Origin of the sequence: Aromatoleum evansii (assembly GCF_045689615.1) — a bacterium.
In the GTDB taxonomy this organism is placed as follows: Bacteria; Pseudomonadota; Gammaproteobacteria; order Burkholderiales; family Rhodocyclaceae; genus Aromatoleum; species Aromatoleum evansii.
The window spans coordinates 4,720,622-4,747,254 of sequence record NZ_CP141259.1 but is presented as its reverse complement, the minus strand read 5'-3'; the positions used below and the strand labels follow the sequence as shown (position 1 = coordinate 4,747,254).

General features: G+C 68.0%; 19 protein-coding genes. 17 read left to right on the top strand and 2 right to left on the bottom strand.

The features are described from left to right. Window positions 1-67 precede the first annotated feature (67 nt). The 11 genes from U5817_RS22200 (at window position 68) to U5817_RS22150 (ending at window position 17,665) form a co-directional block, all read left to right on the top strand. A complete protein-coding gene (locus U5817_RS22200) occupies window positions 68-2,221 on the top strand; it encodes a hydantoinase/oxoprolinase family protein (RefSeq protein ID WP_407278858.1) in 2,154 nt (717 codons plus the stop codon). 14 nt (window positions 2,222-2,235) lie between these two features. Continuing rightward, window positions 2,236-4,560, top strand: coding sequence for a hydantoinase B/oxoprolinase family protein (locus U5817_RS22195; RefSeq protein WP_407278857.1), 2,325 nt, complete (start codon window positions 2,236-2,238; stop codon window positions 4,558-4,560). A gap of 23 nt (window positions 4,561-4,583) precedes the next feature. Further along, window positions 4,584-5,090, top strand: coding sequence for an acetone carboxylase subunit gamma (locus U5817_RS22190; RefSeq protein WP_407278856.1), 507 nt, complete (start codon window positions 4,584-4,586; stop codon window positions 5,088-5,090). Window positions 5,091-5,293: 203 nt separating this feature from the next. Beyond that, complete coding sequence (locus tag U5817_RS22185) at window positions 5,294-6,313, top strand: WD40/YVTN/BNR-like repeat-containing protein (RefSeq protein WP_407278855.1); 1,020 nt, start codon at window positions 5,294-5,296, stop codon at window positions 6,311-6,313. Between the two features lie 10 nt (window positions 6,314-6,323). Beyond that, the gene (locus tag U5817_RS22180; protein WP_407278853.1) at window positions 6,324-8,699 is read left to right on the top strand and encodes an efflux RND transporter permease subunit; all 2,376 of its coding nucleotides are present in this window, start codon (window positions 6,324-6,326) and stop codon (window positions 8,697-8,699) included. Between the two features lie 85 nt (window positions 8,700-8,784). Next, on the top strand, window positions 8,785-10,404 hold the full coding sequence (locus U5817_RS22175) for a DUF1302 family protein (RefSeq protein ID WP_211167015.1): 1,620 nt from the start codon (window positions 8,785-8,787) through the stop codon (window positions 10,402-10,404). A 20-nt stretch (window positions 10,405-10,424) separates the two neighbouring features. Then, on the top strand, window positions 10,425-11,753 hold the full coding sequence (locus U5817_RS22170; RefSeq protein WP_407278852.1) for a DUF1329 domain-containing protein: 1,329 nt from the start codon (window positions 10,425-10,427) through the stop codon (window positions 11,751-11,753). A gap of 139 nt (window positions 11,754-11,892) precedes the next feature. After that, window positions 11,893-13,881: an AMP-binding protein gene (locus tag U5817_RS22165; protein WP_407278851.1), complete on the top strand. Its 1,989-nt coding sequence runs from the start codon at window positions 11,893-11,895 to the stop codon at window positions 13,879-13,881. Between the two features lie 26 nt (window positions 13,882-13,907). After that, window positions 13,908-14,606 carry a CoA transferase subunit A gene (locus U5817_RS22160; protein ID WP_407278850.1) on the top strand — a complete coding sequence of 233 codons (699 nt, stop codon included), beginning with the start codon at window positions 13,908-13,910 and terminating at the stop codon, window positions 14,604-14,606. A 3-nt stretch (window positions 14,607-14,609) separates the two neighbouring features. Then, window positions 14,610-15,257, top strand: a complete 648-nt coding sequence (locus U5817_RS22155; protein ID WP_407278849.1) for a CoA transferase subunit B — start codon at window positions 14,610-14,612, stop codon at window positions 15,255-15,257. Window positions 15,258-15,619: 362 nt separating this feature from the next. Continuing rightward, on the top strand, window positions 15,620-17,665 hold the full coding sequence (locus tag U5817_RS22150) for a sigma-54-dependent Fis family transcriptional regulator (protein WP_407278848.1): 2,046 nt from the start codon (window positions 15,620-15,622) through the stop codon (window positions 17,663-17,665). Between the two features lie 9 nt (window positions 17,666-17,674). Here U5817_RS22150 and U5817_RS22145 read toward each other — a convergent pair whose 3' ends face one another. Next, window positions 17,675-18,841, bottom strand: a complete 1,167-nt coding sequence (locus U5817_RS22145) for a MalY/PatB family protein (RefSeq protein WP_407278847.1) — start codon at window positions 18,839-18,841, stop codon at window positions 17,675-17,677. 115 nt (window positions 18,842-18,956) lie between these two features. Between U5817_RS22145 and U5817_RS22140 the strand changes: the two genes are divergently transcribed. Then, window positions 18,957-19,922, top strand: a complete 966-nt coding sequence (locus tag U5817_RS22140) for an MBL fold metallo-hydrolase (protein ID WP_169127136.1) — start codon at window positions 18,957-18,959, stop codon at window positions 19,920-19,922. A 23-nt stretch (window positions 19,923-19,945) separates the two neighbouring features. Here U5817_RS22140 and U5817_RS22135 read toward each other — a convergent pair whose 3' ends face one another. Next, window positions 19,946-20,611 carry a tetratricopeptide repeat protein gene (locus U5817_RS22135; RefSeq protein WP_407278846.1) on the bottom strand — a complete coding sequence of 222 codons (666 nt, stop codon included), beginning with the start codon at window positions 20,609-20,611 and terminating at the stop codon, window positions 19,946-19,948. A gap of 101 nt (window positions 20,612-20,712) precedes the next feature. On the opposite strand from U5817_RS22135, the gene U5817_RS22130 reads away from it, so the two are divergent. The 5 genes from U5817_RS22130 to U5817_RS22110 all read left to right on the top strand — a co-directional run bounded on the left by U5817_RS22130 (window position 20,713) and on the right by U5817_RS22110 (window position 26,620). Further along, a complete protein-coding gene (locus U5817_RS22130; RefSeq protein ID WP_407278845.1) occupies window positions 20,713-21,534 on the top strand; it encodes a ThiF family adenylyltransferase in 822 nt (273 codons plus the stop codon). After that, the gene (locus tag U5817_RS22125) at window positions 21,531-21,917 is read left to right on the top strand and encodes a sirohydrochlorin chelatase (RefSeq protein ID WP_407278843.1); all 387 of its coding nucleotides are present in this window, start codon (window positions 21,531-21,533) and stop codon (window positions 21,915-21,917) included. The genes U5817_RS22130 and U5817_RS22125 overlap by 4 nt, the downstream gene beginning before the upstream one ends. 162 nt (window positions 21,918-22,079) lie before the next feature. Beyond that, window positions 22,080-23,132: an efflux RND transporter periplasmic adaptor subunit gene (locus tag U5817_RS22120; protein ID WP_407278841.1), complete on the top strand. Its 1,053-nt coding sequence runs from the start codon at window positions 22,080-22,082 to the stop codon at window positions 23,130-23,132. A 12-nt stretch (window positions 23,133-23,144) separates the two neighbouring features. Beyond that, the gene (locus tag U5817_RS22115) at window positions 23,145-26,399 is read left to right on the top strand and encodes an efflux RND transporter permease subunit (protein ID WP_407278840.1); all 3,255 of its coding nucleotides are present in this window, start codon (window positions 23,145-23,147) and stop codon (window positions 26,397-26,399) included. Further along, on the top strand, window positions 26,396-26,620 hold the full coding sequence (locus U5817_RS22110) for a DUF2892 domain-containing protein (protein WP_018987870.1): 225 nt from the start codon (window positions 26,396-26,398) through the stop codon (window positions 26,618-26,620). Before U5817_RS22115 ends, U5817_RS22110 begins: the two co-directional genes overlap by 4 nt. Window positions 26,621-26,633: the final 13 nt, after the last annotated feature.

Here is a 26,633-nt window from a genome sequence, read left to right as displayed (position 1 = left end):
TGCAATGGGTACTGCGGGGGCCGGCAGCATCGGCGACTCGACAATCCAGGAGATGATGGAGACAAACATGGAAGTCCAACAGGCAGCATCACAGGTACAGGTGATGGGCATCGATGCCGGCGGCACGATGACCGATACCTTCTTCGTGCGCGCCGACGGTCGTTTCGTCGTCGGCAAGGCTCAGAGCAACCCCGGGGACGAATCGCTGGCGATCTTCAATTCGTCGCAGGACGCGCTGGCCCACTGGGGGCGCGAGGTCGACGACGTCTATCCGGAGCTCGTGACCTGCGTTTATTCGGGCACCGCGATGCTCAACCGCATCCTCATGCGCAAGGGGCTCGACGTTGGCCTGATCTGCAACAAGGGTTTCGAGCAGATCCACTCGATGGGCCGCGCGCTGCAAAGCTACCTCGGCTACGCGCTCGAGGACCGCATCCATCTCAACACCCACCGTTACGACGAGCCGCTGGTGCCCGTTTCACGCACCCGCGGCGTGACCGAGCGTACCGATGTGCAGGGCAAGGTCGTGATCCCGCTGCGCGAGGACGAGGTGCGCCAGGCGACGCGCGAGCTGGTCGAGGCTGGCTCGCAGGCGATCGTGATCTGCCTGCTGCAGTCGCACAAGAACGAGGTGAGCGAGCAGCGCGCGCGCGATCTGGTCCGCGATGAACTGAAGAAGCTGAAGGTCGACATTCCGGTGTTCGCGTCGGTGGATTACTACCCGTCCCGCAAGGAAAGCCACCGCATGAACACCACCATCCTCGAGGCCTACGGCGCCGAACCGTCGCGCCAGACGCTGAAGAAGGTCAGCGACCGCTTCAAGAAGCATGGTGCGAAGTTCGACCTGCGTGTGATGGCGACGCACGGCGGCACGATCTCGTGGAAGGCGAAAGAGTTGGCGCGCACCATCGTGTCGGGCCCCATCGGCGGCGTGATCGGCTCGAAGCTCCTGGGCGAGTGCCTGGGTGACGAGAACATCGCGTGCTCCGACATCGGCGGCACCTCGTTCGACGTCGCGCTGATCACCAAGGGCAGCTTCGCGATCAAGTCGGACCCGGACATGGCGCGCCTGGTGCTGTCGCTGCCGCTGGTGGCGATGGACTCGGTGGGCGCGGGGGCGGGCAGCTTCGTGCGTCTCGACCCGTACAGCAAGTCGATCAAGCTGGGGCCCGACAGCGCCGGCTACCGCGTCGGCACCTGCTGGCCGGAGAGCGGGCTGGACACGGTGTCGGTGTCCGACTGCCACGTCGTACTGGGTTACCTGAACCCCGAGAACTTCCTCGGCGGCGCGATCAAGCTGGATGTGCAGCGCGCGCGCGACCACATCAAGGCGCAGATCGCCGATCCGCTGGGGCTCTCGGTCGAGGATGCGGCGGCGGGCGTGATCGAGCTGCTGGACCTGACGCTGTCCGAGTACCTGCGCGCGAACATCAGTGCGAAGGGTTACAACCCGGCCGAGTTCACGTGCTTCTCGTACGGCGGTGCGGGCCCGGTGCACACCTACGGCTACACCGAAGGGGTGGGCTTCAAGGACGTCGTCGTGCCGGCCTGGGCAGCGGGATTCTCGGCCTTCGGTTGCGCGTGCGCGGACTTCGAGTATCGCTACGACAAGTCGGTCGACCTCGGCGTGGCCCAGTTTGCGAGCGATGCGGACAAGGCGGCGGCCTGCGCGAGCCTGCAGGATGCGTGGGAAGAACTGGCGGTCAAGGTCATCGACGAGTTCGTGATCAATGGCTACAAGCCGGAAGACGTGCTGCTGATCCCCGGCTACAAGATGCAGTACATGGGCCAGCTGAACGACCTCGAGATCGTCTCGCCGGTGTCCTCCGCGGCGACGGCGGCGGACTGGAACCAGATCATCGAGGCCTTCGAGAACACCTACGGTCGCGTCTATGCCAATTCGGCGCGCTCGCCGGAGCTGGGCTTCTCGATCACCGGCGCGATCCTGCGCGGCATGGTGGTGACGCAGAAGCCGGTACTGCCGGAAGACCCGGACTGCGGGCCGAACCCGCCGAAGGAAGCCTATCTGGGCACCCGTCCGTTCTACCGCCACAAGCGCTGGGTCGAGGCCGCGCTGTGGAAGATGGAAGCGCTCAAGGCCGGCAACCACATCGTCGGGCCCGCGATCATCGAATCGGACGCGACGACCTTCGTGGTGCCCGACGGCTTCGAGACGACGGTCGACAAGCACCGCCTGTTCCATCTCAAAGAAGTGAAGTAATCGAGGAGACCGCCATGAACATGATGACAAACAAGGAACTCGGCTTCGCCGACCTGCTGAAGAACGGCCAGACGCTGAAGCAGTTCCGCGACGGGATCATCGAGCGCACCAAGGCCAGCGGCTACTACAACGGCCAGGAGAAACTCGAATTCCGCGACAGCGACCCGATCGGCTACGAGAAGCTGTTCTCCAAGCTGCGCGGCGGCCTCGTGCATGCCCGCGAAACCGCGAAGAAGATCGCCGCGAGCCCGATCGTCGAGCAGGAAGGCGAGCTGTGCTTCACGCTGTACAACGCCGCGGGCGACTGCGTGCTGACTTCGACCGGCATCATCATCCACGTCGGCACGATGGGCGCGGCGATCAAGTACATGATCGAGAACAACTGGGAAGGCAATCCCGGCATCAATCCCGGTGACATGTTCACGACCAACGACTGCGCGATCGGCAACGTGCACCCGTGCGACATCGCGACGATCGTGCCGATCTTCTGGGAAGGGCGGCTGATCGGCTGGGTCGGCGGCGTGACGCACGTGATCGACACCGGCGCGGTGACGCCGGGCTCGATGTCCACCGGCCAGACCCAGCGCTTCGGCGACGGCTACATGATCACCTGCCGCAAGACGGGCATCAACGACGAGCCGCTGCGCGACTGGCTGCACGAGTCGCAGCGCTCGGTGCGCACGCCGAAGTACTGGATCCTCGACGAGAAGACCCGCATCGCCGGCTGCCACATGATCCGCGAGCTGGTCGAGGAGGTGATCCGCGCCGACGGCATCGAGGCCTACGAGAAGTTCGCCTTCGAGGTCATCGAGGAGGGCCGCCGCGGCCTGATGAGCCGCATCAAGGCGATGACGCTCCCGGGCAAGTACCGCAAGGTGTCCTTCGTCGATGTGCCGTACAAGCACGAGGACGTGCAGGTGTCGAACGCCTTCGCCAAGCTCGACTCGATCATGCACTCGCCGTGCGAGATGACGATCAAGCCGGACGGCAAGTGGAGGCTGGACTTCGAGGGCGCGAGCCGCTGGGGCTGGCATACCTTCAACGCCCACCAGGTCGCCTTCACGTCGGGCATCTGGGTGATGATGTGCCAGACCCTGGTGCCGACCCAGCGCATCAACGACGGCGCCTACTACGCGACCGAGTTCCGCCTGCCCAAGGGCACGTGGTGCAACCCGGACGACCGCCGCACCGGCCACGCCTATGCCTGGCACTTCCTGGTCTCTGGCTGGGCGGCACTGTGGCGCGGCCTCTCGCAGTCCTACTTCAGCCGCGGCTATCTGGAAGAGGTCAACGCCGGCAACGCCAACACCTCCAACTGGCTGCAGGGTGGCGGCATCAACCAGGACGGCGAGATCCACGCGGTGAATAGCTTCGAGGCCTCGAGCTGCGGCACCGGCGCCTGCGCGGTGAAGGACGGCCTGAACCACGCCGCGGCGATCTGGAACCCGGAAGGCGACATGGGCGACATCGAGATCTGGGAGATGGCCGAGCCGCTCCTGTATCTGGGCCGCAACGTGAAGGCCAACTCCGGCGGCTACGGCAAGTACCGCGGCGGCTGCGGCTTCGAGACGCTGCGCATGGTGTGGAACGCCCAGGACTGGACGATGTTCTTCATGGGCAACGGCTTCATGAACAGCGACTGGGGGATGATGGGCGGCTACCCGTCGGCGACCGGCTACCGCTTCGAGGCGCACAAGACGGGGCTGGAGCAGCGCATCGCGATCGGCGACTCGCTGCCGCTGGGCGGCGACCTCGACCCGACGCGTCCGGACTATGAGCGCCACATCGACGCGACGGCCGTGGTCAAGCGTGACAAGCAGTGCATGACCACCGAGGACTGCTACGACAACCACGACCTGTACCTGAACTACCTGCGCGGCGGGCCCGGCTTCGGGGATCCGATCGATCGCGAGCCGAAGGCGATCGAGAACGACCTGAACCAGAAGTTCCTGCTGCCGGAGTACGCGCAGAAGGTCTATGGCGCGGTCTTCACGCAGGACGCGAAGGGCGTGTTCACGGTGGATCCGGCGAAAACGCAGGCCCGGCGTGCCGAAATCCGCAAGGAGCGTCTGGCGCGCGCGCTGCCGACCCGCGAATGGATGAAGGAAGAGCGCGAACGCATCGTCAATAAGCATGCGGCGGTGCAGGTGCAGCACATGTTCGCGACGAGCTTCGCGCTGTCCGAGAAATTCACGAACGAGTTCAAGGCTTTCTGGAACCTGCCGGCCGACTGGCAGCTGACGGAGACCGAGCTCAACGTGCCGACCTACGGTTCCAAGCACCGCATGGACCTGTCCCTGCTGCCCGACGTCACGACCGTCGTCCAGGTCGAAGAGTAATCACCGAATCGAGGAGTTGGAAAATGTCTACCTATACCAATGAACAGGTCGCACACCTCGTTGAGGGCTCGCTCGACTGGGAAACCACTTTCCGCATGCTGTCGATGCCCAAGGACAACAGCCGCTTCGAGCAGTACCTGAAGGCGCTGCAGGCCAAGGTCTCGTTCCCCCACAAGATCGTGCTGCCGCTGGGGCCCCACCTCTACATCGTGCAGGACGCGAAGACCAAGCAGTGGGTCACGATGTGCGACTGCGGCCACGACTTCGGCGATTACCGCGAGAACTGGAAGCTGAACGCGGCGATCTACGTGCGCGACACCGAGGAGGCGATGACCGAGGTGTATCCCAAGCTGATGGCGCCGGATACGCAGTGGCAGGTGTATCGGGAGTACTACTGCCCGGCCTGCGGCACGATGCACGACGTCGAGGCGCCGACCCCGTGGTACCCGGTGATCCACGACTTCGAGCCGGACATCGAGGCGTTCTACAAGGAATGGGTGGGTCTGCCCGTCCCTGAAAAAGCGGCCTGAGCCGTCACTGCCGGGCGGTAGGCCCGGCGCCTGCGGGCCGGTGCCTCCATGACGGAGGCGCCGGCCGGGGCACCCCGGGGCCAGGCTGGCCCCGACATCTTCCCGAATTACCCGACACCCATGCGGAGCGCGAGCCCTGCAGGGACTCGGCTACGCAAAAAAACGAAAGTCACGCGCCGGGCCACGGCGTGGAGGAGAGAGTGATGCTGCGTCGATTGAGGAAATATGGAGGCGGCGCCCGTGGCGTCGTCACGTTGATGACGTCGTCCGCGCCGCTGGTGATCGTCGGCGGCCTGCTGTACGCCGGGCTGTTCGTGAAGGCCGAGGCGGTCGTGCAGAAGGTCGAGCCGCCGGCGATCGAACGGCGCGACAGCTTCTACGGCGTGGCCGCTCCCGACGAGCGGGTGGTGTGGGCCGTAGGCGCGGGCGGCAAGATCGTGCGCAGCGAGGACGGCGGCCACTCCTGGACACGCCAGCCGTCGGGCATCGATGCGAACCTCCAGGGCATCGCCGCGTGGGACGCGCAGGACGCCGTCGCGGTCGGCAATGACGGCATCGTGCTCGTCACCCATGACGCCGGCGCGACCTGGACCCGTGCCGAGGTTCCGTCGAGCGGCAATCCCAACAAGTTCTTCCGCGTGCGCCTTGCCAACGGCGCGGCGTGGGCAGTCGGCGAATACGGCGCCTTGCTGCGCTCCGACGACCGCGGTGCGACCTGGAAGCGCGTGCTGCCCGAGGAGGACCGCGCCTGGAACGATGTGGCCTTCGTCGGCGACGCCGGCTGGGTGGTCGGCGAGTTCGGTGCACTGATGAAGAGCTCCGACGGCGGCGCGAGCTGGCAGGCGGTCGAGATGGCGAACAAGGTCAGCCTGATGAGCGTGGCCTTCCGCGACGCGGACAACGGCGTGGCGGTGGGGCTCGCCGGCACGCTCCTCGTCACTTCCGATGGCGGCGCGAGCTGGCAGCAAGTGCCCGCGCTGACCCGGGAGCATCTCTACAGCGTGGTGTGGGACGACGGCCGCTGGCTGGCGGTCGGTGACAAGGGCGTGATGGCCAGCGCCGACGCCGGTGCGGCGCAGTGGCAGCTCGGGCGCGTGGCCGAAGGCGACGTGTCGTGGCGCACGCAGGTCGCGCGCGCCGGCTCTCGCTATTTCCTTGCCGGCAGCAATCTCGCCGTGCTCGACGACGGCGCGCTGAGCGTCGCCGGCCACAAGCGCATGTGAGGGCACGGGGATGAAGAACACGACTTTCGGCAAGGTCGACGCGGCCTTCGCCTTCCTCATCCGCTTCCGCGCGCTGGTCGTCGCCGCGGTCGCCGTGGTTACCTTGGCGATGGGCTGGCAGGCGAGCCAGATCGAGGTGAAGACGATCTTCAGCGATCTGCTCCCGCGCAACCATCCGTACGTGGAGGTGAACCAGCGCTTCAGCAAGACCTTCGGCGGCTCGAACATGGTCAGCATCATGCTCGAGGTGGAGCAGGGCGACATCTTCGATCCGGTGGTGCTCGGCAAGGTGCAGAAGCTCACGGTCGACCTGCAGCAGGTCGAGGGCGTCGATACCTACCAGATCATTTCGCTGGCCTCGAAGAAGATCAAGGAGGTGCGCGCATCGACCGAAGGGGTCGAGTCGCGGCCCCTGATGTGGCCCGACCTGCCGCAAGGCGCTGGAGAGCTCGCGGCGCTGAAGGCGGCGGTGCTCAACAACCCGCTGGTGTACGGCCCTTACGTGTCGACAGACCTGAAGGCGACGCTCGTGACGCTGGACTTCAGCGACGGCAACATGGACTACACGCGCGCCTTCAACCAGCTGATGAAACTCGTCGGCGAGGCCGAGGGCGACGGCGTGAAGGTGCGCATCGTCGGCGAGCCGGTGCTCTACGGCTGGGTGAACCACTACCTGCAGGAGACGCTGACGATCTTCTTCGCCGCCGTCGCCGCGCTGGTCGTGCTGCTGTGCCTGATCACGCGCACCTGGCACGGCACCGTGCTGCCCTTGCTGGCGGGGCTGGTGAGCGCGATCTGGGCGCTGGGTGCCGCGCGCCTGATGGGCTTCCACCTCGACCCGCTGGTCGTCGTCGTGGCCTTCCTCATCACCGCGCAGGCGATCTCGAACTCGGTGCAGCTCATCGCGCGCTTCGACGACGAGACACGGCAGGGCACGCCGAGCGCCGCGGCCGCCGCACGGGCCAGCGCACGCAACCTGTTCAAGCCCAGCATGCTCGCGATCGTGGCCGATGCCGGCTGCGTGCTGGTCGTTGCGCTCACGCCGATCCCGCTGCTGCAGAAGATCTCCTTCATCGGTACGGTGTGGGTGCTCACGATCGCCGTAAGCGCGCTGGTCCTCACGCCGGTGATGCTGTCGTGGTTCGGCTCGCGCCAGCGCTTCATCCACCCGGTGAACATCAACCCGCTGCTGATGCGCATCCTCGGGATCTGCTCGGCGATCGTGACGACGCGCTGGCGCTACGCGGTGCTCGGCATGGCCGCTGCGGTGTTCGTCGTGTCGGGGCTGTACGCCTTCAACCTGAAGGTGGGCGACGCCAACCCCGGCTCGCCGATCCTGTGGCCCGAATCGGACTACAACCGCGACGCGGCCGAGATCAACCGCCAGTTCCAGGGCTCCGACCGCATGTTCGTCGTCGTCGCCGGCAAGGAGCCGGGGGCGCTGCGCGAACCCGAGGTGCTGTCGAGCATGACGCGCTTCCAGAAGTACATGGAGGCCCAGCCGGAGGTCGGCGGCAGCATCTCGCTCGCGGACATCCTGCCGCAGGTGAACCGCGTGCTGCGCGAGGGCAATCCGATGTACCAGGAGCTCGGCAAGAGTGCAGAGGAAAACGCCGAGCTGATGTACATGTTCGTGTCCGGCTCGGACCCGGGCGACATGGACCGCTACGCCGATGCCGACGCGAAGAACGGGGCGGTGACGCTGTTCTTCCGCGACCACCAGGGCGAGACGATCCGCACCGCGGTGGCGCGGGTGCGCGACTACGTCGCCGAGCATCCGGTGAAGGGCGCGGAGTATCTGCTGGCGGGCGGGCTGGTCGGCGTGCTGGCGGCGGTGAACGAGGTGATTCTCGCCGGGCAGATCGAAGCCATCGCGCTGGCGCTGCTGGTGCTGGTGGTGTGCTGCACGATCACCTACCGCTCCACGGTAGCCGGGGTGTTCTTCATGATCCCCGTGCTGCTGTCGAACACGATCACCTTCAGCTACATGGCGTGGCAGGGCATCGGCATGAACATCAACACGCTGCCGGTGGTCGCGCTCGGCATCGGGCTGGGCGTCGATTACACCTTCTACATCGTCGATGGCATCCGCGAGAACCTGCACCGCGCGCACAACGTCGAGCGCGCGATCGTCAATGCGCTGATGGGCCCCGGCAAGGGCGTGCTGATCACGGCGATGACGCTCATCACCAGCGTCGTGCTGTGGCACTTCTCGTCGCTGCGCCTGCAGGCCGACATGGGCGTGCTGATCGCGTTGTGGCTGTTCATCTCGGCCTTCAGTGCGCTCTTCATCATGCCGGCCCTCGTCTATGTGTTCCGTCCGGAATTCATCGTCGGCAGCAAGCGCCGTCCCATCGAGCAGGCCGAACCCGTGCTGGTCGGCTGATCCACCCCCGCGGACGCGACGGGATCCCCGCCGCGTCCGTCCATGACCCCTTCAGAGCAGTGACAAAACGACAAGGAGCGAGGAGATGAGGAGCAAGGGAGTAACAAAGATCAGGGCGTCGGCGCTGGCGGTGGCCGCGGCCCTCGCCGGGCTGGCGGGCGGCCCCGCCCGGGGCGCCGATGCGAGCACGAATTACGAGCTCGCGGCGCTGCCCGGTGGCGAGGGCACGATGAAGTCCTGGGCTGCCGACGACTTCAGTTTCAACCTGTCCGGCTACGCGCGCGGCTGGGTGTCGGTGAACCTGGAGGACCAGCCGGAGCTGAAGGCGATCGGCGAGAAGAGCAAGGGCAAGCTGTCGATGGTGCGCGGTTCGCTGCTGCTCGACGCGGACGCCAAGACCGGGCCGATCAAGTGGAAGGCGATCGGCCGCGTCGACCGCGAGTACAAGACCGACTATCTCGACGACCTGGAGCGCCTGCGCGAAACCAACGGCACCAACCGCGGCGGCCACGCGAGCAGCATCCTCGACAACTACAACCGCGGCGAGGTGCGCGAGTTCTGGGCCGAGATCCCGCTCGGCGAGCGCGTCACCGTGAAGGCCGGCAAGCAGCAGCTGGTGTGGGGCGAGTCGGACTTTTTCCATGCGATGGACCTCGTGCATGGCTACGACCTGTCGTGGCGTCTGTTCTTCGAGGGCGAGAACGAGGAATGGAGGAAGCCGCTGACGCTGATCTCGACCAAGATCCGCGTGCCCGAGGCCGACGGCATGCTGGCCGCCTACATCCGCCCCGGCGTCGACCGCTGCCAGGACATCGGCAACACCTACGATATCCAGGGCGGACGCTGGTTCTTCCAGCCCTACCGCGGCTTCGACCTCACCGCGGTCACCGACAAGGACTGTGACCACCCGGCAGGCGACTACCGCGACGTCACCGGCGGCGTGCGCTGGTCGGGCGAGGCCCTCGGCCTCAGCTACTCCTTCGCCTGGCTCACGACCTTCTCGGCCGACCCGGTCGCGAACTCCGCCTTCAGGCCGTACAAGAAGGCGCCGGAAGGGGCGGTGTTCGACCGGATCCACCCGCAGATCGACGTCTACGGGATGACCGTGAGCGGCTACAGCGCCACGCTGGATGCCGTGCTCAGCGCGGAGATGGCCTACACCAAGGATCAGCCCTACAACATCGGCACGGGCGCCTTCCTCAACCCGACGGTGCCCGGAAATGTCGGCATCGGCCTGGGCGGCGTGAAGTTGAAGGACACGCTGACGACGATGCTGCGCATCGACAAGGACCTCGACCTGCAGGGCGTTTTCGGCACCTCGCGGCCCTCGTTCTCGTCGATCCAGCTGTTCGACACGCAGGTGCTGAACTTCAAGGAGTCGGACGACCTCGTGCGCCTGTTCGCGTACGGCACGCCGCTCACCGAGCACAACACCATCCTGACCGCGTTCACGACGCTGAACTACCGCAACGACACGATCAACCCGGGCTTCGCGATCGGCTTCGACCTCAGCCACGGCGGCGGTTTCGCGATCCCCAGCGTGTCGCTGACGCTCAACGACGAATGGCTCGCGCGCATCGAGGCGGACATCTTCTGGACCGGCAACCGTTCCAACAAGGTCCAGTTCAGTGGCGAGCGTTCGCAGCTCTTCGGCTACTTCGACAACGCCAGCCAGCTCGTTTTCCGCTTGACCCGGCAGTTCTGAAAAAAGAGAGGAGACCCACCATGCAGAAAAATTTCACCTGTGCCGTCCGTCCCTCGGTGCGGCAACTCGCGGCAGGCACCGGCCTCGCCCTCACGGCGCTGTTCGCCGCAGCGGGCGCGAACGCCAAGGTGCTCGAGCCCGGCTTCATCATCACGAAGGACAACCTCGCGAGCGTCAAGGAGGACACCTTCGAGGGCAAGACCATAGCCAGCATGATCCCGGAGAAGCTCGAGTGGATGATCACGAACTACGGGCTCACCATCAAGATCGCGCACTCGAAGAAGATCGAGATGGACCCGAAGTACGTCGAGGCGACGAAGAAGTGGTCGAAGGAGGTCAAGTTCAATCCGGCCGACCGCACGATCACCGGCTGGAAGGCCGGCATGCCCTTCCCGCCGGAAACAATCAAGATGGACGACCCGAACGCGGGCGACAAGGTGATCTGGAACCTGCGCGCCGCGACCTACGGCGCGACGATGGACCTGCGTGACATCGCCTGGGTGTTCCTCGACGCGAAGAAGGGTTACGAGCGCGTGCAGGCCTTCCAGTCGCGGCGCTACTACATGGAAGGGCGGCTCGACGGCGGGCCGGTCTCGGTCGGCGACGGCGACATCTCGCAGAAGACCTACTTCGTCGCGCATTACCCGCAGGACATCCGCGGCCTGGGCACCTTCTCGGTGCGCTACAACCAGCCCGACTCGGCCAAGCCGGACGACTCCTATGCCTACCTGAAGTCGGTGCGGCGCACGCGGCGCCTCTCCGGCGGCGCGTGGATGGACCCGATCGGCGGCACCGACCAGCTCTACGACGACTGGGACATCTGGGACGCGTGGCCGACCAAGTACACCCAGAACAAGCTCGTGGAGAAGCGCTGGGTGCTCGCGATTGCGCACAGCCCGGAGGTTAGCGTCGACACTGCGCAACCGTGGAGCGAGCCGCAGAAGCGCTTCCCGCGCATCAACATGGCCGAGCCGCCGTTCGCCAATCCGGCGAAGGACGTCGAATGGGAGCCGCGCGAGGTGTACGTCGTCGAAGGCACGCCGCCCGCCGAGCATCCGTACAGCAAGAAGGTCGCGTACATCGAGGTGGACTTCCCGCGGCCGTACCTGGGCTACGCGCTCGATCGCAAGGGTGAGTTCTGGAAGATGTTCATCTTCCAGAACCGGCCGGACGTGGGCGACGACGGCTACAAGGCGGTGATGCCGGTCGTCGGCCACATCATCGACGTCAAGCGCGGCCACGCGACCAACTGGTCGTCCAACATGAAATCCAACCCGAAAGGCGTGAAGGACACCGACGTGTCGCTGAACGTGCTGGAGGAGGTCGCGACCGGGGCTGGCAGCCGCTGAGGCCGCCTTCCGCCGCCCGCGCCGGTACCGCAGTCTCCCCCTTGGTCCGCCCCAGCCCAATTTCGGGGCGGACATTTTTCTCGCGGGGGCGGCGCCGGCGAAGCGGGTGGTGGCGATCAGGACAAGGGAGCACTTCGACATGCAGACATACCAGGCCACAGGCTGCGAATGGCGCACGACGCAGCTGGCGCAGTTCATCGCGCGCCACGGCGACCGCGACCTCGACGCGTTGCGCGAGCGCGCCGCCCGGGACCCTCGACGCTTCTGGGACCAGGTGCTCGACGCGATCGATCTGCGCTGGGTGAGGCCTTACCGGCAGACGCTCGACCTTTCAGGCGGCGTCATGTGGCCCAAATGGTTCGTCGGCGGGCGGTTGGACCTCGTCGACAACCTCGTCGGCAAGCATGCGCGCGCGACGCCGACCAAGATCGCGATCCGCTGGGAGGGCGACCGTGGCGAACTGCGCACGATCAGCTATGCCGAGCTCGCGGCCGAGGTCGAGCGCGTCGCGGCGGGCCTGCGTGCGCTCGGAGTGGGCGAGGGCGACCGCATCGCGCTTTACCTGCCGATGATTCCCGAAGCGGCCGTGATGATGCTCGCGGCGACCCGCATCGGCGCGATCTTCATCCCGTTCTTTTCCGGCTATGGCGCCGACTCGGTCGCACAGCGCGTGCAGGACTGCGACGCGCGCCTTCTGGTGTGTGCGAACGGCTACTACCGCCGCGGCAAGCGCGTCGACATGCTGGCCGACGCCCGCGCGGCGGTGCGCGAGTGCCCGTCGCTGCGCCACCTCGTGATCGTCGACCGCCTCGGTACGGGGCTCCGCGCGCAGGAGGGGGAGGGGACGGACGACTGTATCGAGTTCGACTACCGCCGCCTGCCCGTGTCGGTGTCGACCTGCCCGCTGACGGCCTTCCCCGCCGACCAGACGCTGATGCTGATCTACACCTCCGGCACGACGGGCAAGCCCAAAGGTGTCGTGCACACGCACGCCGGATTTCCGGTGAAGGCCGCGCAGGACCTGATGATGGCTTTCGACCTGCGGGCCGACGACACGCTGATGTGGGTCACCGACATGGGCTGGCTGATGGGGCCGTGGATGGTCTATGGCGGCCTGATGCTCGGCGCGACCCTCGTGTTCTATGAAGGCACGCCCGACTACCCCGACGCGGGCCGCCTGTGGCAGGTGGTCGAACGCCATGGCGTCACGCACTTCGGCCTGTCGCCGACACTCGTGCGCCTGCTGATGGCGAACGAGGGCAGCGTACCGGAGCCGGCCGCGATCGAGCGCCTGCGGGTGTTCGGCTCGACCGGCGAGGCGTGGAACGAGGCGCCGTGGCTGTGGCTGTACGAGCAGGTCGGCCGCTCGCGCCGCCCCATCATCAATTACTCGGGCGGCACCGAGATCGGGGGCGGCATCCTCGCCTGCTTCCCCGGCCTGCCGCAAAAACCGGGTTCGTTCAACGGACCGATCCCGGGCGTGGCGGCCGACGTGATGGATGCGGACGGTCGTTCCTTGCGCGGCAGCGTCGGCGAACTCGCCATCCGCGCACCGTGGCCGGGCATGACCAACGGCTTCTGGCGCGACCCCGCGCGCTATCGCGAGGCGTACTGGTCGGTGTGGCCGGACGTGTGGGTGCATGGCGACTGGGCGCGCGTGGATGAGGAGGGGCACTGGTTCGTGCACGGGCGCAGCGACGACACCATCAAGGTCGCCGGCAAGCGCGTCGGCCCCGCGGACTTCGAATCCGCGCTGGTGTCGCACCCGCTCGTCGTCGAGGCCGTCGCGATCGGCGTGCCCGACGAGATCAAGGGCGAGGCTGTGGTGTGTTTCGTCACGCTCGCGGACGGCGCCGCGGAGGCCGCGCGCCCCTGGCCGGACCTCGAGGCCGAACTCGTCGAGCATGTCGGACGCCAGCTCGGCAAGCCGCTGCGCCCGGCGCGGGTGCACCGCGTCGTCGCGATTCCCAAGACGCGCAACGGCAAGACGGTGCGGCGCGTGATGCGCGGCGCCTACCTCGGCACGGGGCTCGGCGACCTTTCGTCGATCGAGAACCCGGGCGCGATCGACGCAGTGGGGGCGCTTGGACGCGCCGTGCGCGAGGCCGCCGATGCAGTGCAGGCATGAGACATGAACATCAAGAGGAGGAAATCATGAGCAAGGTATTTACGGACGCGGCCACCGCCCTGGCCGACGTCGTGCAGGACGGACAGACCGTCGCCGTCGGCGGCTTCGGCCTGTGCGGCATCCCAGAGATGCTGATCCACGGCCTGCGCGACTCGAAGGCGAAGGACCTGACGGTCATCAGCAACAACGCCGGCGTCGACGGCGTCGGCCTTGGTCTGCTGCTCGCGACGCGCCAGATCCGCAAGATGGTCGCGTCCTACGTCGGCGAGAACGCCGAGTTCGAGCGTCAGCTGCTCTCCGGCGAGCTCGAGGTGGAGCTCACGCCGCAGGGCACGCTCGCCGAGAAGCTGCGCGCGGGTGGTGCCGGCATCCCGGCCTTCTACACCCGCACCGGCGTCGGCACGCTCGTCGCGGAAGGCAAGGAGGAACGCGACATCGACGGCAAGCGTTACCTGCTGGAGCGCTCGCTCACCGCCGACATCGCCCTAGTGAAGGCGTGGAAGGCCGATCGCGCGGGCAACCTGGTCTATCGCAAGACGGCGCGCAACTTCAATCCGGTCGTCGCGACGGCCGGGCGCATCACGGTCGCCGAGGTCGAGGAACTGGTCGACACCGGCACCCTCGACCCCGACCACATCCACACCCCCGGCGTCTTCGTCCAGCGCATCGTCGTCAATCCGCGCCCGGCGAAGCACATCGAACAACGCACCACCCGGCAGGAGTGAATCATGGCCTGGACACGCAATGACATGGCGCGCCGCGCCGCGCAGGAACTGCGCAGCGGCTTCTATGTGAACCTCGGCATCGGCATGCCCACCCTGGTCGCGAACCACATTCCGCCGGGCATGGACGTGTGGCTGCAATCGGAGAACGGCCTGCTCGGCATCGGCCCCTTCCCGACAGAGAACGAGGTCGACGCCGACCTTATCAACGCCGGCAAGCAGACCGTCACGACGCTCGCCGGCAGCAGCATCTTCAGCAGCGCGGACTCCTTCGCGATGATCCGCGGCGGTCACATCGACCTCGCGATCCTCGGCGCGATGCAGGTCAGCGAGCACGGCGACCTCGCGAACTGGATGATCCCCGGCAAGCTCGTGAAGGGCATGGGCGGCGCGATGGACCTCGTCGCCGGCGTGCGCCGCGTGATCGTGATGATGGAGCACTGCAGCAAGGACGGCGCGCCCAAGATCCTGCGGCGCTGCGAGCTGCCGCTCACCGGCGTCGGCGTCGTCAACCGCATCATCACCGATCTGTGCGTGCTCGACGTCACGCCGAAGGGCCTACGCCTCGTCGAGACCGCCCCGGGGGTGGACGTCGAGGAGGTGCTGGCCTGCACCGGCGCGCCGATCGAGTCGGGCGAACCGGTAGCCGGCTGAACCGTCCGGCCGACCGTACGATATTCGAACGCCGTCCGGACGCAAGCGTCCGGAAATCGTACGGTCGGAGCAAGACGACTGCGGCCGGGCGGGGCAGTCGCCCCCGGCCGGGATCGGGGCATTTCGCCCGCACCTGCATTCCGCGCGGCAGGTGAAAAAACAATTTAAGCAAATCCTGTTTCTGGCACCTCCTTTGCTATTCTTGTTAAACGCGAGCACCACCTTGCACGCGTATTTGCCGGAGATTCCACGTACCACAAAACACACACAACGCGCTGTCGCCTGCAGAACCTACAGGACTTGTCCAAACGGCCGCGCATGACGCGGCTCGCAGCGATCGGCGCAACAGGAGGAGAGACTTGATGACACGGGTGCCCGAAGGGCAGATGTTTTCCGACCCGGGTAGCGACGCCGCCGTGATGGCGGCGTGGGAACGCTTTCTCGACGGCGAAAGCCGTCCGTCCGACTCATTGCGCGCGCTCGTCGACCGTTCGTGGCAGCGCTGCCAGGAGCAAAACGTCGATCCCGACAAACGCAGCGCGCCGCCTCCGGTCGACGAGTCGATGCTGGAGTCGATGAAGGAGCATCACGGCGAACTGCTGCAGGCCAGCGCCCCGATCATGGCCTGTGCGCGCGATTTTCTCGCGGAAACCGGCACCGTGATGGCGCTCGCCGACACGAGCTGCACGATCCTGACGATGGAGGGCGACAACCCGACCATCGGGACCGCAGAGAGCATCCATCTGTTGCCGGGCGTCTCCTGGAGCGAACGCATCTGCGGCACGAACGCGATCGGCACGGCGCTCGCTGTGGGCGAGCCGGTGCAGATCCACTCGGCGGAGCATTACTGCGCCGGCATCAAGCGCTGGACCTGTTCGGCCACCGTGATCCGCCACCCGCACGACGGCGAGATCATCGGCGTCGTCGACGTCTCGGGCCTGTCCGAGAGCTACAGCCGCCAGAGCCTCGCGCTGGTCGTGACGACTGCAAGCCGCATCGAGAACAAGATCGCGATGCGCGAGATGGAGCGGCGCTACTACCTCCTCGAAGCCTCGCTGCAGCGCTGGTCCAACGGCACCGACGGCCTCGTGCTGTTCGACCGCCGGGGATACCCGGTGCGCGCCAACGAGATCGCCCAGGCGGCGATGACCTCGCTCGGCGCCGACCTCGACCTCTCCGCGCCGCGCCGTGTCACCGCACTGGCGATCGGCGACAACGGCGAACTCGTGCGCACGCCGGCGCTGCCCGCCTGGCTGCGGCCCGAATGGCTCGAACCGGTATACGGCGCTCAAGGGCAGCGCCTGGGCACCCTGCTCGTGTTGCCCCTGCCCCGCATCGGGCGCGCGATCTCCGGGGAAGGCGCACGTCGCCTCGTCAGCGAGCCGGCGGTGGCGGCGAACGACATGCCCTCCGGCTTCACCTCCATCATCACCCGCGACCCGGCGCTGCGCGAGGCCGTGCGCAAGGCCGACCAACTCGCGCGCTCCAAGGTGCCGGTGCTGCTGCTGGGCGAGACGGGCGTCGGCAAGGAAGAGTTCGCCCAGGGACTGCACAAGGCCAGCCCCTTCCGCGACGGTCCCTACGTCGCGCTGAACTGCGGCGGCCTGTCGCGCGAACTCCTCGCCAGCGAACTCTTCGGCTATGTCGACGGCGCCTTCACCGGCGCGCGGCGCGGCGGAATGGTCGGCAAGATCGAGGCCGCCAACGGCGGCACGCTGTTCCTCGACGAGATCGGCGAGATGCCGCTCGACCTGCAGCCGCACCTGTTACGCGTGCTCGAGCAGAGCGAGATCTACCGCCTGGGCGAAAACGTGCCGCGCAAGGTCAGCTTCCGCCTCATCGCCGCGACCCACCGCGACCTGCGCAAGGAAGTCGCCGATGGCCGCTTCCGCATGGATTTCTTCTACCGCGTCGCGGTGACCTCGGTGCGCATCCCGCCGCTGCGCGATCGCGTCGGCGACGTGCGCGAGCTCGCCCGGCACTTCGTCGAACGCTTCTCGAAGCAGCACGAGCTCGGACTACGCCGTCTCGACGAGGAGCTGCTCGCCCGGCTCGAGAGCTACAGCTGGCCGGGCAACGTGCGCGAACTGAGGAACGTCGTCGAGAGCGTGCTGCTGATGAGCGACAGCGAGTGCGTCGGCATCGACGCCTTGCCGCCGGAACTCCTCGGCATGGCCGACTCCCCGGTCAGCGCGCCGGTCGCGACCGCGCTTGGCGCACTCGCGACGAACGCGCCGGTCGGCAGCATCGCGGAAGGCGAGGCGGAGCTCATCCGCCGCGCGATCGCCGCTACCCACGGCAACCTCACGCGTGCTGCACGCGAGCTCGCCATCGCGAAGAGCACGCTGTACCAGAAGGTGAAGCTGTACGGGCTGGAGCGCGACATCGGGCGGGTGCGCGCGGGTTGAGCGGCGCGGCTAGGCCCGGGCCGCGTGGCGGGCGTGCAGCGCGCGCAGCATGCGCTGCAGCGCTTCCTCGAGCAGCGCGCGCGGGCAGCCGAAGTTAAGGCGCACGAAGCCGGGCATGCCGAAGGGGGCGCCGTCGGATAGCCCCACGCCGGCATCCTCGAAGAAGCGCATGGGGTTATCGAGCCCGGCGCCACGGCAGTCGATCCATGCAAGGTAGGTCGCTTCGGGCCGCGTCGTGGCGAGGCCGGGCATCGCAGCGACGGCGTCCATCACGAGGTCGAGGTTGCCGCGCAGGTAGTCGAGCAGGGCCGCGCGCCACGGGCCCCCGTCGCGGTAGGCGGCCTCGGCGGCGACGAGGCCGAGCAGGTTGTTGTGCGGGACGACGCCGCGCATCTCGTGGCGGAATCGTCGACGCAGCGCAGGGTCGGGGATGATCGCGAGCGCGCAGTAGAGCGCGGGGATGTTCCAGGTCTTGGACGGCGCCATCAGCGTGATCGTGCGGCGGGCGGTCGCTTCGTCGAGCGCGGCGATCGGGATGTGCGGCGTGGCCGGGTCGAGGACGAGGCCGCAGTGGATCTCGTCCGAGCAGATCACCAGGTCGTGCCGCTCGGCGAGGCCCGCGAGCCATTCGAGCTCGTCGCGGTCGAACACGCGGCCGACCGGATTGTGCGGGTTGCACAGCATCAGCAGGCGCGTGCGGGCGGTGATGGCATGCTCGACCTCCTCGCGGTCCCATCCCCAGCGGCCGTGGCCGAGTTTCAGCGCTCGCGTCACCAGGCGCCGGTCGCTGTTGGCGGGGGCGGTGAGGAAGGGCGGGTACACGGGCGTCGCGGTGAACACTTCGTCGCCCGCTTCGCCGGTCGCTCGGCACGCGAGGTTGAAGCCGGTGACGACGCCCGGCAGCCACACGATCCACTCTGCCTCGATGTGCCAGCCGTGGTCGCGGGCGATGCCGTCGATGACCGCGTCCGACAGACCGGGCCAGGGGTCCGTGTAGCCGAACACGCGGTGGTCGATGCGTGCGCGGATCGCGTCGATGACCGGCGGCGGTGCGGGGAAGTCCATGTCCGCGACCCACAGCGGCAGCACGTCGCGTCCGGCGTAACGGCCCCATTTCTCGCCGGGGACGGCGCTGCGGTCGGGGACGTGGTCGAAATCGAATGACGCGGGGCTCATGGTTGCGGCTCCTTGGTGGCCGGATGGGCAGGTTGGGGAATTCCCGGCGGGAATTGTCCGCGGGCGAGGGATACAATTACACAAAACGATCCGCTGGCGTTGGAGGAAGACAATCGTGCAACACCTCACGGCCCACCCCGATGGCATTCTCGCGGTGGACTCCGGCTACTGCCACCCCGGCCTTGCGGCCATTCACCTGATCATCCACGAGGGGCGTGCCGCCGTCGTGGACACCGGCACCAATGCCTCGGCGCCGCGCGTGCTGGCGGCGCTGGCCGCTGCGGGGATCGTGCCCGAGCGCGTGCAGTGGGTGATCCTGACGCACATCCACCTCGATCACGCCGGCGGCGCCGGCAGCCTGATGTGCGCGTTCCCGAACGCGAAGCTCGTCGTCCATCCGCGCGGCGTGCGCCACATGGCCGATCCGGCGAAGCTGTGGGAAGGCACCTCCGCCGTGTATGGCGCCGAGCGCGCCTTCGCGCTGTACGGCCGCCTGGCGCCGGTCGCGGCCGAGCGCATCGTCGCGACCGAGGAGGACATGGTGCTCGAGCTGGGCACGCGCAGGCTGCGCATCCTGCACACGCCCGGGCACGCGAAGCACCACATCTGCATCTGGGACGAGACCGCGCGCGCCTTCTTCACCGGTGACACCTTCGGCCTGTCGTATCGCGAGTTCGACGTCGACGGCCGGCCTTCGGTGTACCCGACGACGACGCCGACGCAGTTCGATCCGGATGCGCTGCACGAGTCGATCGACCGGCTGGTGAGCTATCGGCCGGACGCGATGTATCTGACCCACTACAGCCGCGTGACCGGCGTGGATCGGCTCGCGGCCGACCTGCACCGGCTGATCGACACGCAGATCGCGGTGGCAAGGGCGGCGCGCGGCGAGGGGGTCGCACGTCACGTCGAGATCCTCGCGGGGCTGGAGCAGATCGTGCGCGAGGAGGCCGAGCGCCATGGCTGGCCGCTTCCGGAGGACGAGATGTTCGCCCTCTTGCGCACCGATCTCGAGCTCAATGCCCAGGGGCTGGGGGTCTGGCTCGACGATTGCGCGCTGCGCGAACTGAGCACCGCCTGATCCATCGGCCGCGGGGCCGCGGTTTACCGCTCTTCCTCGCGCGGCCGGTCCTGCAGCGCTTCGTACTTCGCCCGCGCGGCGGCGTCGCCCTGCAGCGCCGCCTGCGCGTACCAGTGCTCGGCCTGACGGAGATCGGCGGGCAAGCCGTCTCCCGCTTCGTACATCGACGCGACGATATACTGCGCGCCCGCGTGTCCTGCGCGGGCGGCGGCGAGGTACCAGCGCGCGGCCGCGGCGAAATCGCGCCCCATGCCGTGCCCCACGTAGTACATGGTCGCCAGGCTGACCTGGGCTTCCGTGTGTCCCTGCTCGGCGGCGCGGCGGTACCACTCCGCCGCGGTGGGCAGGGATCTCGCGACGCCGCTGCCGCGGTCGTACAGCAGCGCGAAGTTGTACTGCGCCTGGGCGAGACCGGCGCCGGCCGCGCGCCTGAGCCAGCGCCACCCGGCGTCGGGTTCCGGTGCGGCAGTTTCCTTGCGGAACATCATCATCGCGAGGTTGAACTGCGCCAGGCGGTTGCCGGCCCGCGCGGCGCGCTCGAACAGCCGCGCCGCCTCGTCCAGCCGGCCCGCCTCGTAGGCGCTGACCGCGCTTTGCGCGAGCGACGCAGGCGGTGTGCTGTCGGCGTGGGCGGGCGTGGTGCCGAGCAGGCCGGCGGCCAGCAGCGTACGGCATGCCAGATGGCGCATCGTGAATCCTCCATTGGCCCGTTGGAGCGCCGGCTCGACGGCGAGTTCATCGCGGCTGCGCTGCGGTAACATCCGCGCTTCTGCGTGCAACGGTAATCGCCATGTCCGGCCCGAGTTTCGAATCTCCTGTCGAAGTCGATCGCGAGCGCCGCTTCGGCGGCATTGCCCGCCTGTACGGGGCCGATGCGCCCGCGCGTCTCGAAGCCGCGCATGCGTGCGTGATTGGCGTCGGCGGCGTCGGTTCGTGGATCGCGGAAGCGCTGGCGCGCAGTGCCGTGGGGCACATCACGCTGATCGACCTCGATCATGTCGCCGAGTCCAACATCAACCGGCAGATCCATGCGCTCGATCCGACGCTGGGGCAGGCCAAGGTGCTGGCGATGGCCGAGCGCATCCGGGCGATCAATCCGCACGCGCGCGTCGACGTGGTCGAGGACTTCGTCACGCCGGACAACGCGATGGAGTTGCTGCAGGGCTTCGACGTCGTCGTCGATGCGATCGACAACGTGCGCGCGAAAGTCGCGATCGTGCTGGCGTGCCGTCGGCGGCGCATCCCGCTGATCGTCGCGGGCGGCGCCGGGGGGAAGACCGATCCGTCGCGCATCCGTGTCGATGACCTGTCGCGCACCGAGCAGGACCCCCTGCTCGCCAAGGTGCGCAAGCGCCTGCGCAGCGAGCACGGTTTCCCGCGCAATCCCAAGCGCCCCTTCGGCATCGAGGCGGTGTATTCGTGCGAGCCGTTGCGGCTCGACGACCTCGCGTGCGACCTGCCGCACGGACCGCAGGGGCTCGCGTGCGCCGGCTACGGCTCCAGCGTCGCGGTGACCGCATCGGTCGGCATGTTCGCCGCCGCGCGCGCGATCGAACGTCTGCTGGCGCCGCCGGTCGACGCCAGTTCCGAAACTGTCGAGAGCGAATCATGAGCGAAACACATGCGGTGGTGCTGTTCGGGCACGGCGCCCGCGATCCCGAGTGGGCTCGGCCGATGCGGCGCACGCGCGATCACCTGCGCGCACAGGCGCCCAGGCTGCGCGTCGAACTGGCCTTCCTCGAGTTCATGGCGCCGACGCTGGACGAGGCGATCGCCGCGCTGGCTCGTGACGGCATCCGGCGCATCACCGTCGTGCCGATGTTCATCGCCCAGGGCGGGCACCTGAAGAGCGATGTGCCCAGGCTGGTCGCCGCAGCGCGCGCGCTTCACCCCGATTGCGAGATCACTCTCGCGTTGGCGGTCGGGGAGGCGGACGGCGTGATCGCCGCGATGGCGGACTACGCGCTGGGTTGCAGCGTGGCATCGCGGGACTGAGATGGAGTGGCTTCCGTGGGAGCGGCTTCAGCCGCGAAACGGATACGGATCAACGGCACGCGTTCGCGGCTGAAGCCGCTCCCACAAGAACGGACCCGACGGTAGCGGCGGGAAATGTTCCGGAGGCTTGACTCGGCTGAATATAAGAATAAACTTATATTAATGACGAGATATTCCATCATCCGGATCGCTTTGCCCGCGCTTGCGCTGGCCCTCGCAAACCTGGCGCAGGCGCAGGTGCCCACGCAGCGCATCGAGGCGCGGGCGGTCGGCCTGACCCATCCCGCCGAGGCCACGCTCGAAGCGGTGCATCAGGCCACACTCGCCGCGCAGGTGCCCGGCCGCATCGTCGAGCTCAAGGTCGACGCCGGCGACCGCGTCGCGAAGGGACAGGTGCTGCTGCGCATCGACGCCGCCGAGGCGAGCCAGGCGGTCGCCGGGGCCGAGGCCGGCATCGCGCAGGCGCAGGCTGGCCAGATCAACGCGAAGGCCGCGTACGAGCGCACGAAGAGCCTCGTCGAGCGCAAGTTCGTCAGTCAGTCGGCGCTGGATCAGGCGAAGGCGTCTTTTGATGCGGCCGAGGCCCAGTTGCGCGCGGCGCGCGCAGGCCGTGGCCAGGCCGCGACGGTGCAGGGCTACACGACGATCGTCGCGCCGCTCGCGGGGCTGGTCGCCGCACGTCACGTCGAGCAGGGCGAGATGGCCCAGCCGGGTCGCCAGCTCGTGACGGTGTATGACCCCGCGGCCATGCGCGCCGTGGTCGACGTACCGCAGCAGCGCCTCGCCGGCCTCGCGTCCGGGCAGATCAAGGCGCGCGTGGAGCTGCCCGATACCGGCCGCTGGCTCGATGCCGCGAGCGTCACGGTGCTGCCCGCCGCCGATCCGCGCACGCACACCGTGCGCGTGCGCGTGGACCTGCCCGCGAACGCCGAGGGGCTGGTGCCGGGAACCTTCGCGCGCGTCCATTTCGTGACCGGCGAGGGCACGCGCATCGCCGTTCCCGCCGGCGCGATCCTGCGCCGCGGCGAGCTGACCGGCGTCTATGTCGCCGACGGCAAGGGCGGCTTCGCGCTGCGCCAGATCCGCGCCGGTGAGCCGCTCGCGGACGGCAATGTCGAGGTGCTCGCCGGCCTCGTCGGCGGCGAAGAGGTCGCGCTCGATCCGGTGCAGGCCGGCATTGCCGCGCGCGCGGCGCGTGCCGGCGCGGCGCGCTGACGGAGGGCGACCATGAGCGCTCCGCTCGGCATCTCCGGCCGCATCGCCGGCGCCTTCCAGCGCAATGCGCTGACGCCGCTGCTGGCGCTGATCCTCCTGCTGTTGGGTGTGTTCGCGACGCTGATCACGCCCAAGGAGGAAGAGCCGCAGATCGACGTGACCATGGCCAACGTGCTGGTGCCCTTCCCGGGCGCCTCGGCGCGCGACGTCGAGGCATTGGTGGCGCGCCCCGGCGAGCAGGTGCTGTCGCGCATGGCGGGCGTCGAGCACGTGTATTCCGTGTCGCGCCCCGGCATGGCGGTGATCACCGTGCAGTTCGAGGTCGGCGTGCCGAACCAGGACGCGCTGGTGCGCCTCTACGACACCGTGCATTCGAACAAGGACTGGCTGAGCCCGCAGCTGGGCGTGGGCGAGCCCATCGTCAAGCCCAAGGGCATCGACGACGTGCCCATCGTGAGCCTCAGCTTCTGGACGGGCGATCCCGCGCGCAGCGGCTTCGAATTGCAGCAGGTGTCGCGTGCGGTGGAGCTGGAACTGAAGCGCATCGACGGCACGCGCGACGTGACGACCCTCGGCGGCCCCGGCCACGTCGTGCGCGTGCTGCTCGACACGCAGCGCATGAACGCGCACGGCGTCACCGCGCAGGACGTGCGCGCCGCGCTGCAGCTCGCGAACGCCTCGCAGCCGGCCGGCAGCCTGGTCGCGGGCAACCGCGAGGTGCTGGTGCAGACCGGCACCTACCTGGAATCCGCGGAGGACGTGCGCAGCCTCGTCGTCGGCGTGCAGGAGCGCAAACCAGTTTACCTGCGCGACGTCGCGCGCATCGAGGACGGCCCGGAGCAGGCGACGCAGTACGTGTGGTTCGGCACCGGCGCCGCGGCGGCGCAGAAGGGCATCGCCGAGCAGGGCGCCTTCCCGGCGGTGACGCTGGCGGTGTCGAAGAAGCCCGGCGCGAACGCTGCCGACGTCGCCGATGCGGTGCTCGCGCGCGCCGACGGCCTGCGCGGCCAGCTGATCCCCGAGGGCGTCGAATTCACCGTCACGCGCAACTACGGCCAGACCGCCAACGACAAGGCCAACACGCTGATCGGCAAGCTGGTGTTCGCGACCGGCGCGGTCGTGCTGCTGGTGTTCTTCGCGCTCGGGCGGCGCGAGGCGCTGATCGTCGGTGTCGCGGTCGGCCTCACGCTCGCGGCGACGCTGTTCGCGTCCTGGGCGTGGGGCTTCACGCTCAACCGCGTGAGCCTCTTCGCGCTGATCTTCTCGATCGGCATCCTCGTCGATGACGCGATCGTGGTCGTGGAGAACATCCACCGCTGGCACACCCTGGAGCCCGATACGCCGCTGTGGCAGCTCATCCCGCGCGCCGTCGACGAGGTCGGCGGGCCGACGATCCTCGCGACCTTCACGGTGATCGCGGCGCTGCTGCCGATGGCCTTCGTCACCGGGCTGATGGGGCCCTACATGAGCCCCATCCCGATCAACGCGTCGATGGGCATGTTCATCTCGCTGGCGGTCGCCTTCGTCGTCACGCCCTGGCTCGCGCAGAAGCTGCTGAAGTCGGTGGACGCGCATCACCACGAGGGCGAGGACAGGCTCACCGCCTGGCTCGACCGCCTGTTCCGCCGCACCATGACGCCGATGCTCGATCCGCTCAAGGGCGGCCGTGCGCGGCTCAAGCTGTGGCTCGCGGTGTTCGCGCTGATCGCCGTGTCGGTGGCGCTGCCGGCGGTGCAGCTGGTCGTGCTGAAGATGCTGCCCTTCGACAACAAGAGCGAATTCCAGGTCGTGCTCGACATGCCGGTCGGCACCCCGGTCGAGGAGACCGCGCGCGTGCTGCGCGAGATCGGCGAGCATCTCGGCACGGTCGAGGAGGTGTCCGACTGGCAGGCCTACGCCGGCACCGCGAGCCCGATCAACTTCAACGGCCTCGTGCGCCAGTACTACCTGCGCAGCGCACCCGAGATGGGCGACATCCAGGTGAACCTGGTCGACAAGAAGCACCGCAGCCGCAAGAGCCACGAGATCGTGGTCGCCGTGCGCGACGAGGTCACGCGCATCGCGCGCGAGGCCGGCGGCAACGCCAAGGTCGTCGAGGTGCCGCCGGGGCCGCCGGTGCTGTCGCCCATCGTCGCGGAAGTGTACGGGCCCGACTACGGCGGGCAGACCGCCGTCGCCGGCAAGGTGCGCGCCGCCTTCGAGGGCACGGCGGACATCGTCGGCGTCGACGACACCGTCGACGAGGCCGCTCCCAAGCTCGTGCTGCGCGTCGACCAGGCCAAGGCCGCGCGCATGGGCGTCGCGCAGGCCGACATCGTCGAGGTCGTACGCCTGGGGCTGGCGGGCGAGGACGTCACGCCGATCCACGGCGGCGACAACAAGTACGAGATCCCGGTGCGCATCCAGTTGCCGTCCGAGCGCCAGTCGAGCGTCGACGCACTGCTCGCGCTCAAGGTGCGCGCACGCGACGGCACCCTGGTGTCGGTGTCGGAGCTCGTCACCGTGCAGGACACAGCGCGCGAGCAGGTGATCCATCGCAAGGACCTGCTGCCGGTGGTGTACGTCACCGGCGACATGGGGGGACGGCTCGATTCGCCGCTCTACGGCATGTTCGACATCCGCTCGCAGATCAACGGCATGGCCTTGGCCGGAGCACCCGGCCTCGCTGGCACGCTCGGCGAATGGTTCATCCGCGCGCCGGAGGACGCCTATGCGGGCTACAGCGTGAAGTGGGACGGCGAATGGCAGGTCACCTACGAGACGTTCCGCGACATGGGTGCGGCCTACGCGGTGGGCCTGATCCTGATCTACCTGCTGGTGGTCGCGCAGTTCAGGAGCTACCTTGCGCCGCTCATCATCATGGCGCCGATCCCGCTCACCATCATCGGCGTCATGCCGGGCCACGCGCTCCTCGGTGCGCAATTCACCGCCACCTCGATGATCGGCATGATTGCGCTCGCAGGCATCATCGTGCGCAACTCCATCCTGCTCGTGGACTTCGTCAATCAGCAGGTGCGTGGCGGCATGGAGCTCGGCGAGGCGGTGATCCGTGCCGCCGCGGTGCGCGCCAAGCCGATCGGCCTGACCGCGCTGGCGGCGATGATCGGCGCGCTCTTCATCCTCGACGACCCGATCTTCAACGGGCTGGCGATCAGCCTGATCTTCGGCATCCTGGTGTCCACGCTGCTCACGCTGGTGGTGATCCCGGTGCTGTATTACGCCGCGATGCGCAAGCGCGTCGCGCAACTGCAAGGAGAAACACCATGACCCTGACCGTCAACCAGTTCGTCCGCATCTTCGCCGGCGCCTTCGTGCTGATCTCGCTCGCGCTCGGCGTGGAAGGCTCGCCGCTGTTCGTGAGCAAGAACTTCCTGTGGTTCACCGCCTTCGTCGGCGCGAACCTGTTCCAGAGCGGCTTCACGCGCTTCTGCCCGCTGGAGATATTCCTGCGCAAGGCCGGCGTGCCGGACGGGGGCAGCTGCCGCTGATCTTCGGCCTATC

Excerpts from the sequence above, each read along its gene's own strand:
- U5817_RS22150 (WP_407278848.1), top strand. The coding sequence starts at position 15,620 with ATGACACGGGTGCCCGAAGGGCAGATGTTTTCCGACCCGGGTAGCGAC.
- U5817_RS22110 (WP_018987870.1), top strand. The coding sequence starts at position 26,396 with ATGACCCTGACCGTCAACCAGTTCGTCCGCATCTTCGCCGGCGCCTTC.
- U5817_RS22130 (WP_407278845.1), top strand. The coding sequence starts at position 20,713 with ATGTCCGGCCCGAGTTTCGAATCTCCTGTCGAAGTCGATCGCGAGCGC.
- U5817_RS22175 (WP_211167015.1), top strand. The coding sequence starts at position 8,785 with ATGAGGAGCAAGGGAGTAACAAAGATCAGGGCGTCGGCGCTGGCGGTG.
- U5817_RS22160 (WP_407278850.1), top strand. The coding sequence starts at position 13,908 with ATGAGCAAGGTATTTACGGACGCGGCCACCGCCCTGGCCGACGTCGTG.
- U5817_RS22185 (WP_407278855.1), top strand. The coding sequence starts at position 5,294 with ATGCTGCGTCGATTGAGGAAATATGGAGGCGGCGCCCGTGGCGTCGTC.
- U5817_RS22120 (WP_407278841.1), top strand. The coding sequence starts at position 22,080 with ATGACGAGATATTCCATCATCCGGATCGCTTTGCCCGCGCTTGCGCTG.
- U5817_RS22135 (WP_407278846.1), bottom strand. The coding sequence starts at position 20,611 with ATGCGCCATCTGGCATGCCGTACGCTGCTGGCCGCCGGCCTGCTCGGC.
- U5817_RS22125 (WP_407278843.1), top strand. The coding sequence starts at position 21,531 with ATGAGCGAAACACATGCGGTGGTGCTGTTCGGGCACGGCGCCCGCGAT.
- U5817_RS22145 (WP_407278847.1), bottom strand. The coding sequence starts at position 18,841 with ATGAGCCCCGCGTCATTCGATTTCGACCACGTCCCCGACCGCAGCGCC.
- U5817_RS22115 (WP_407278840.1), top strand. The coding sequence starts at position 23,145 with ATGAGCGCTCCGCTCGGCATCTCCGGCCGCATCGCCGGCGCCTTCCAG.
- U5817_RS22180 (WP_407278853.1), top strand. The coding sequence starts at position 6,324 with ATGAAGAACACGACTTTCGGCAAGGTCGACGCGGCCTTCGCCTTCCTC.
- U5817_RS22190 (WP_407278856.1), top strand. The coding sequence starts at position 4,584 with ATGTCTACCTATACCAATGAACAGGTCGCACACCTCGTTGAGGGCTCG.
- U5817_RS22155 (WP_407278849.1), top strand. The coding sequence starts at position 14,610 with ATGGCCTGGACACGCAATGACATGGCGCGCCGCGCCGCGCAGGAACTG.
- U5817_RS22165 (WP_407278851.1), top strand. The coding sequence starts at position 11,893 with ATGCAGACATACCAGGCCACAGGCTGCGAATGGCGCACGACGCAGCTG.
- U5817_RS22170 (WP_407278852.1), top strand. The coding sequence starts at position 10,425 with ATGCAGAAAAATTTCACCTGTGCCGTCCGTCCCTCGGTGCGGCAACTC.
- U5817_RS22200 (WP_407278858.1), top strand. The coding sequence starts at position 68 with ATGGAAGTCCAACAGGCAGCATCACAGGTACAGGTGATGGGCATCGAT.
- U5817_RS22195 (WP_407278857.1), top strand. The coding sequence starts at position 2,236 with ATGAACATGATGACAAACAAGGAACTCGGCTTCGCCGACCTGCTGAAG.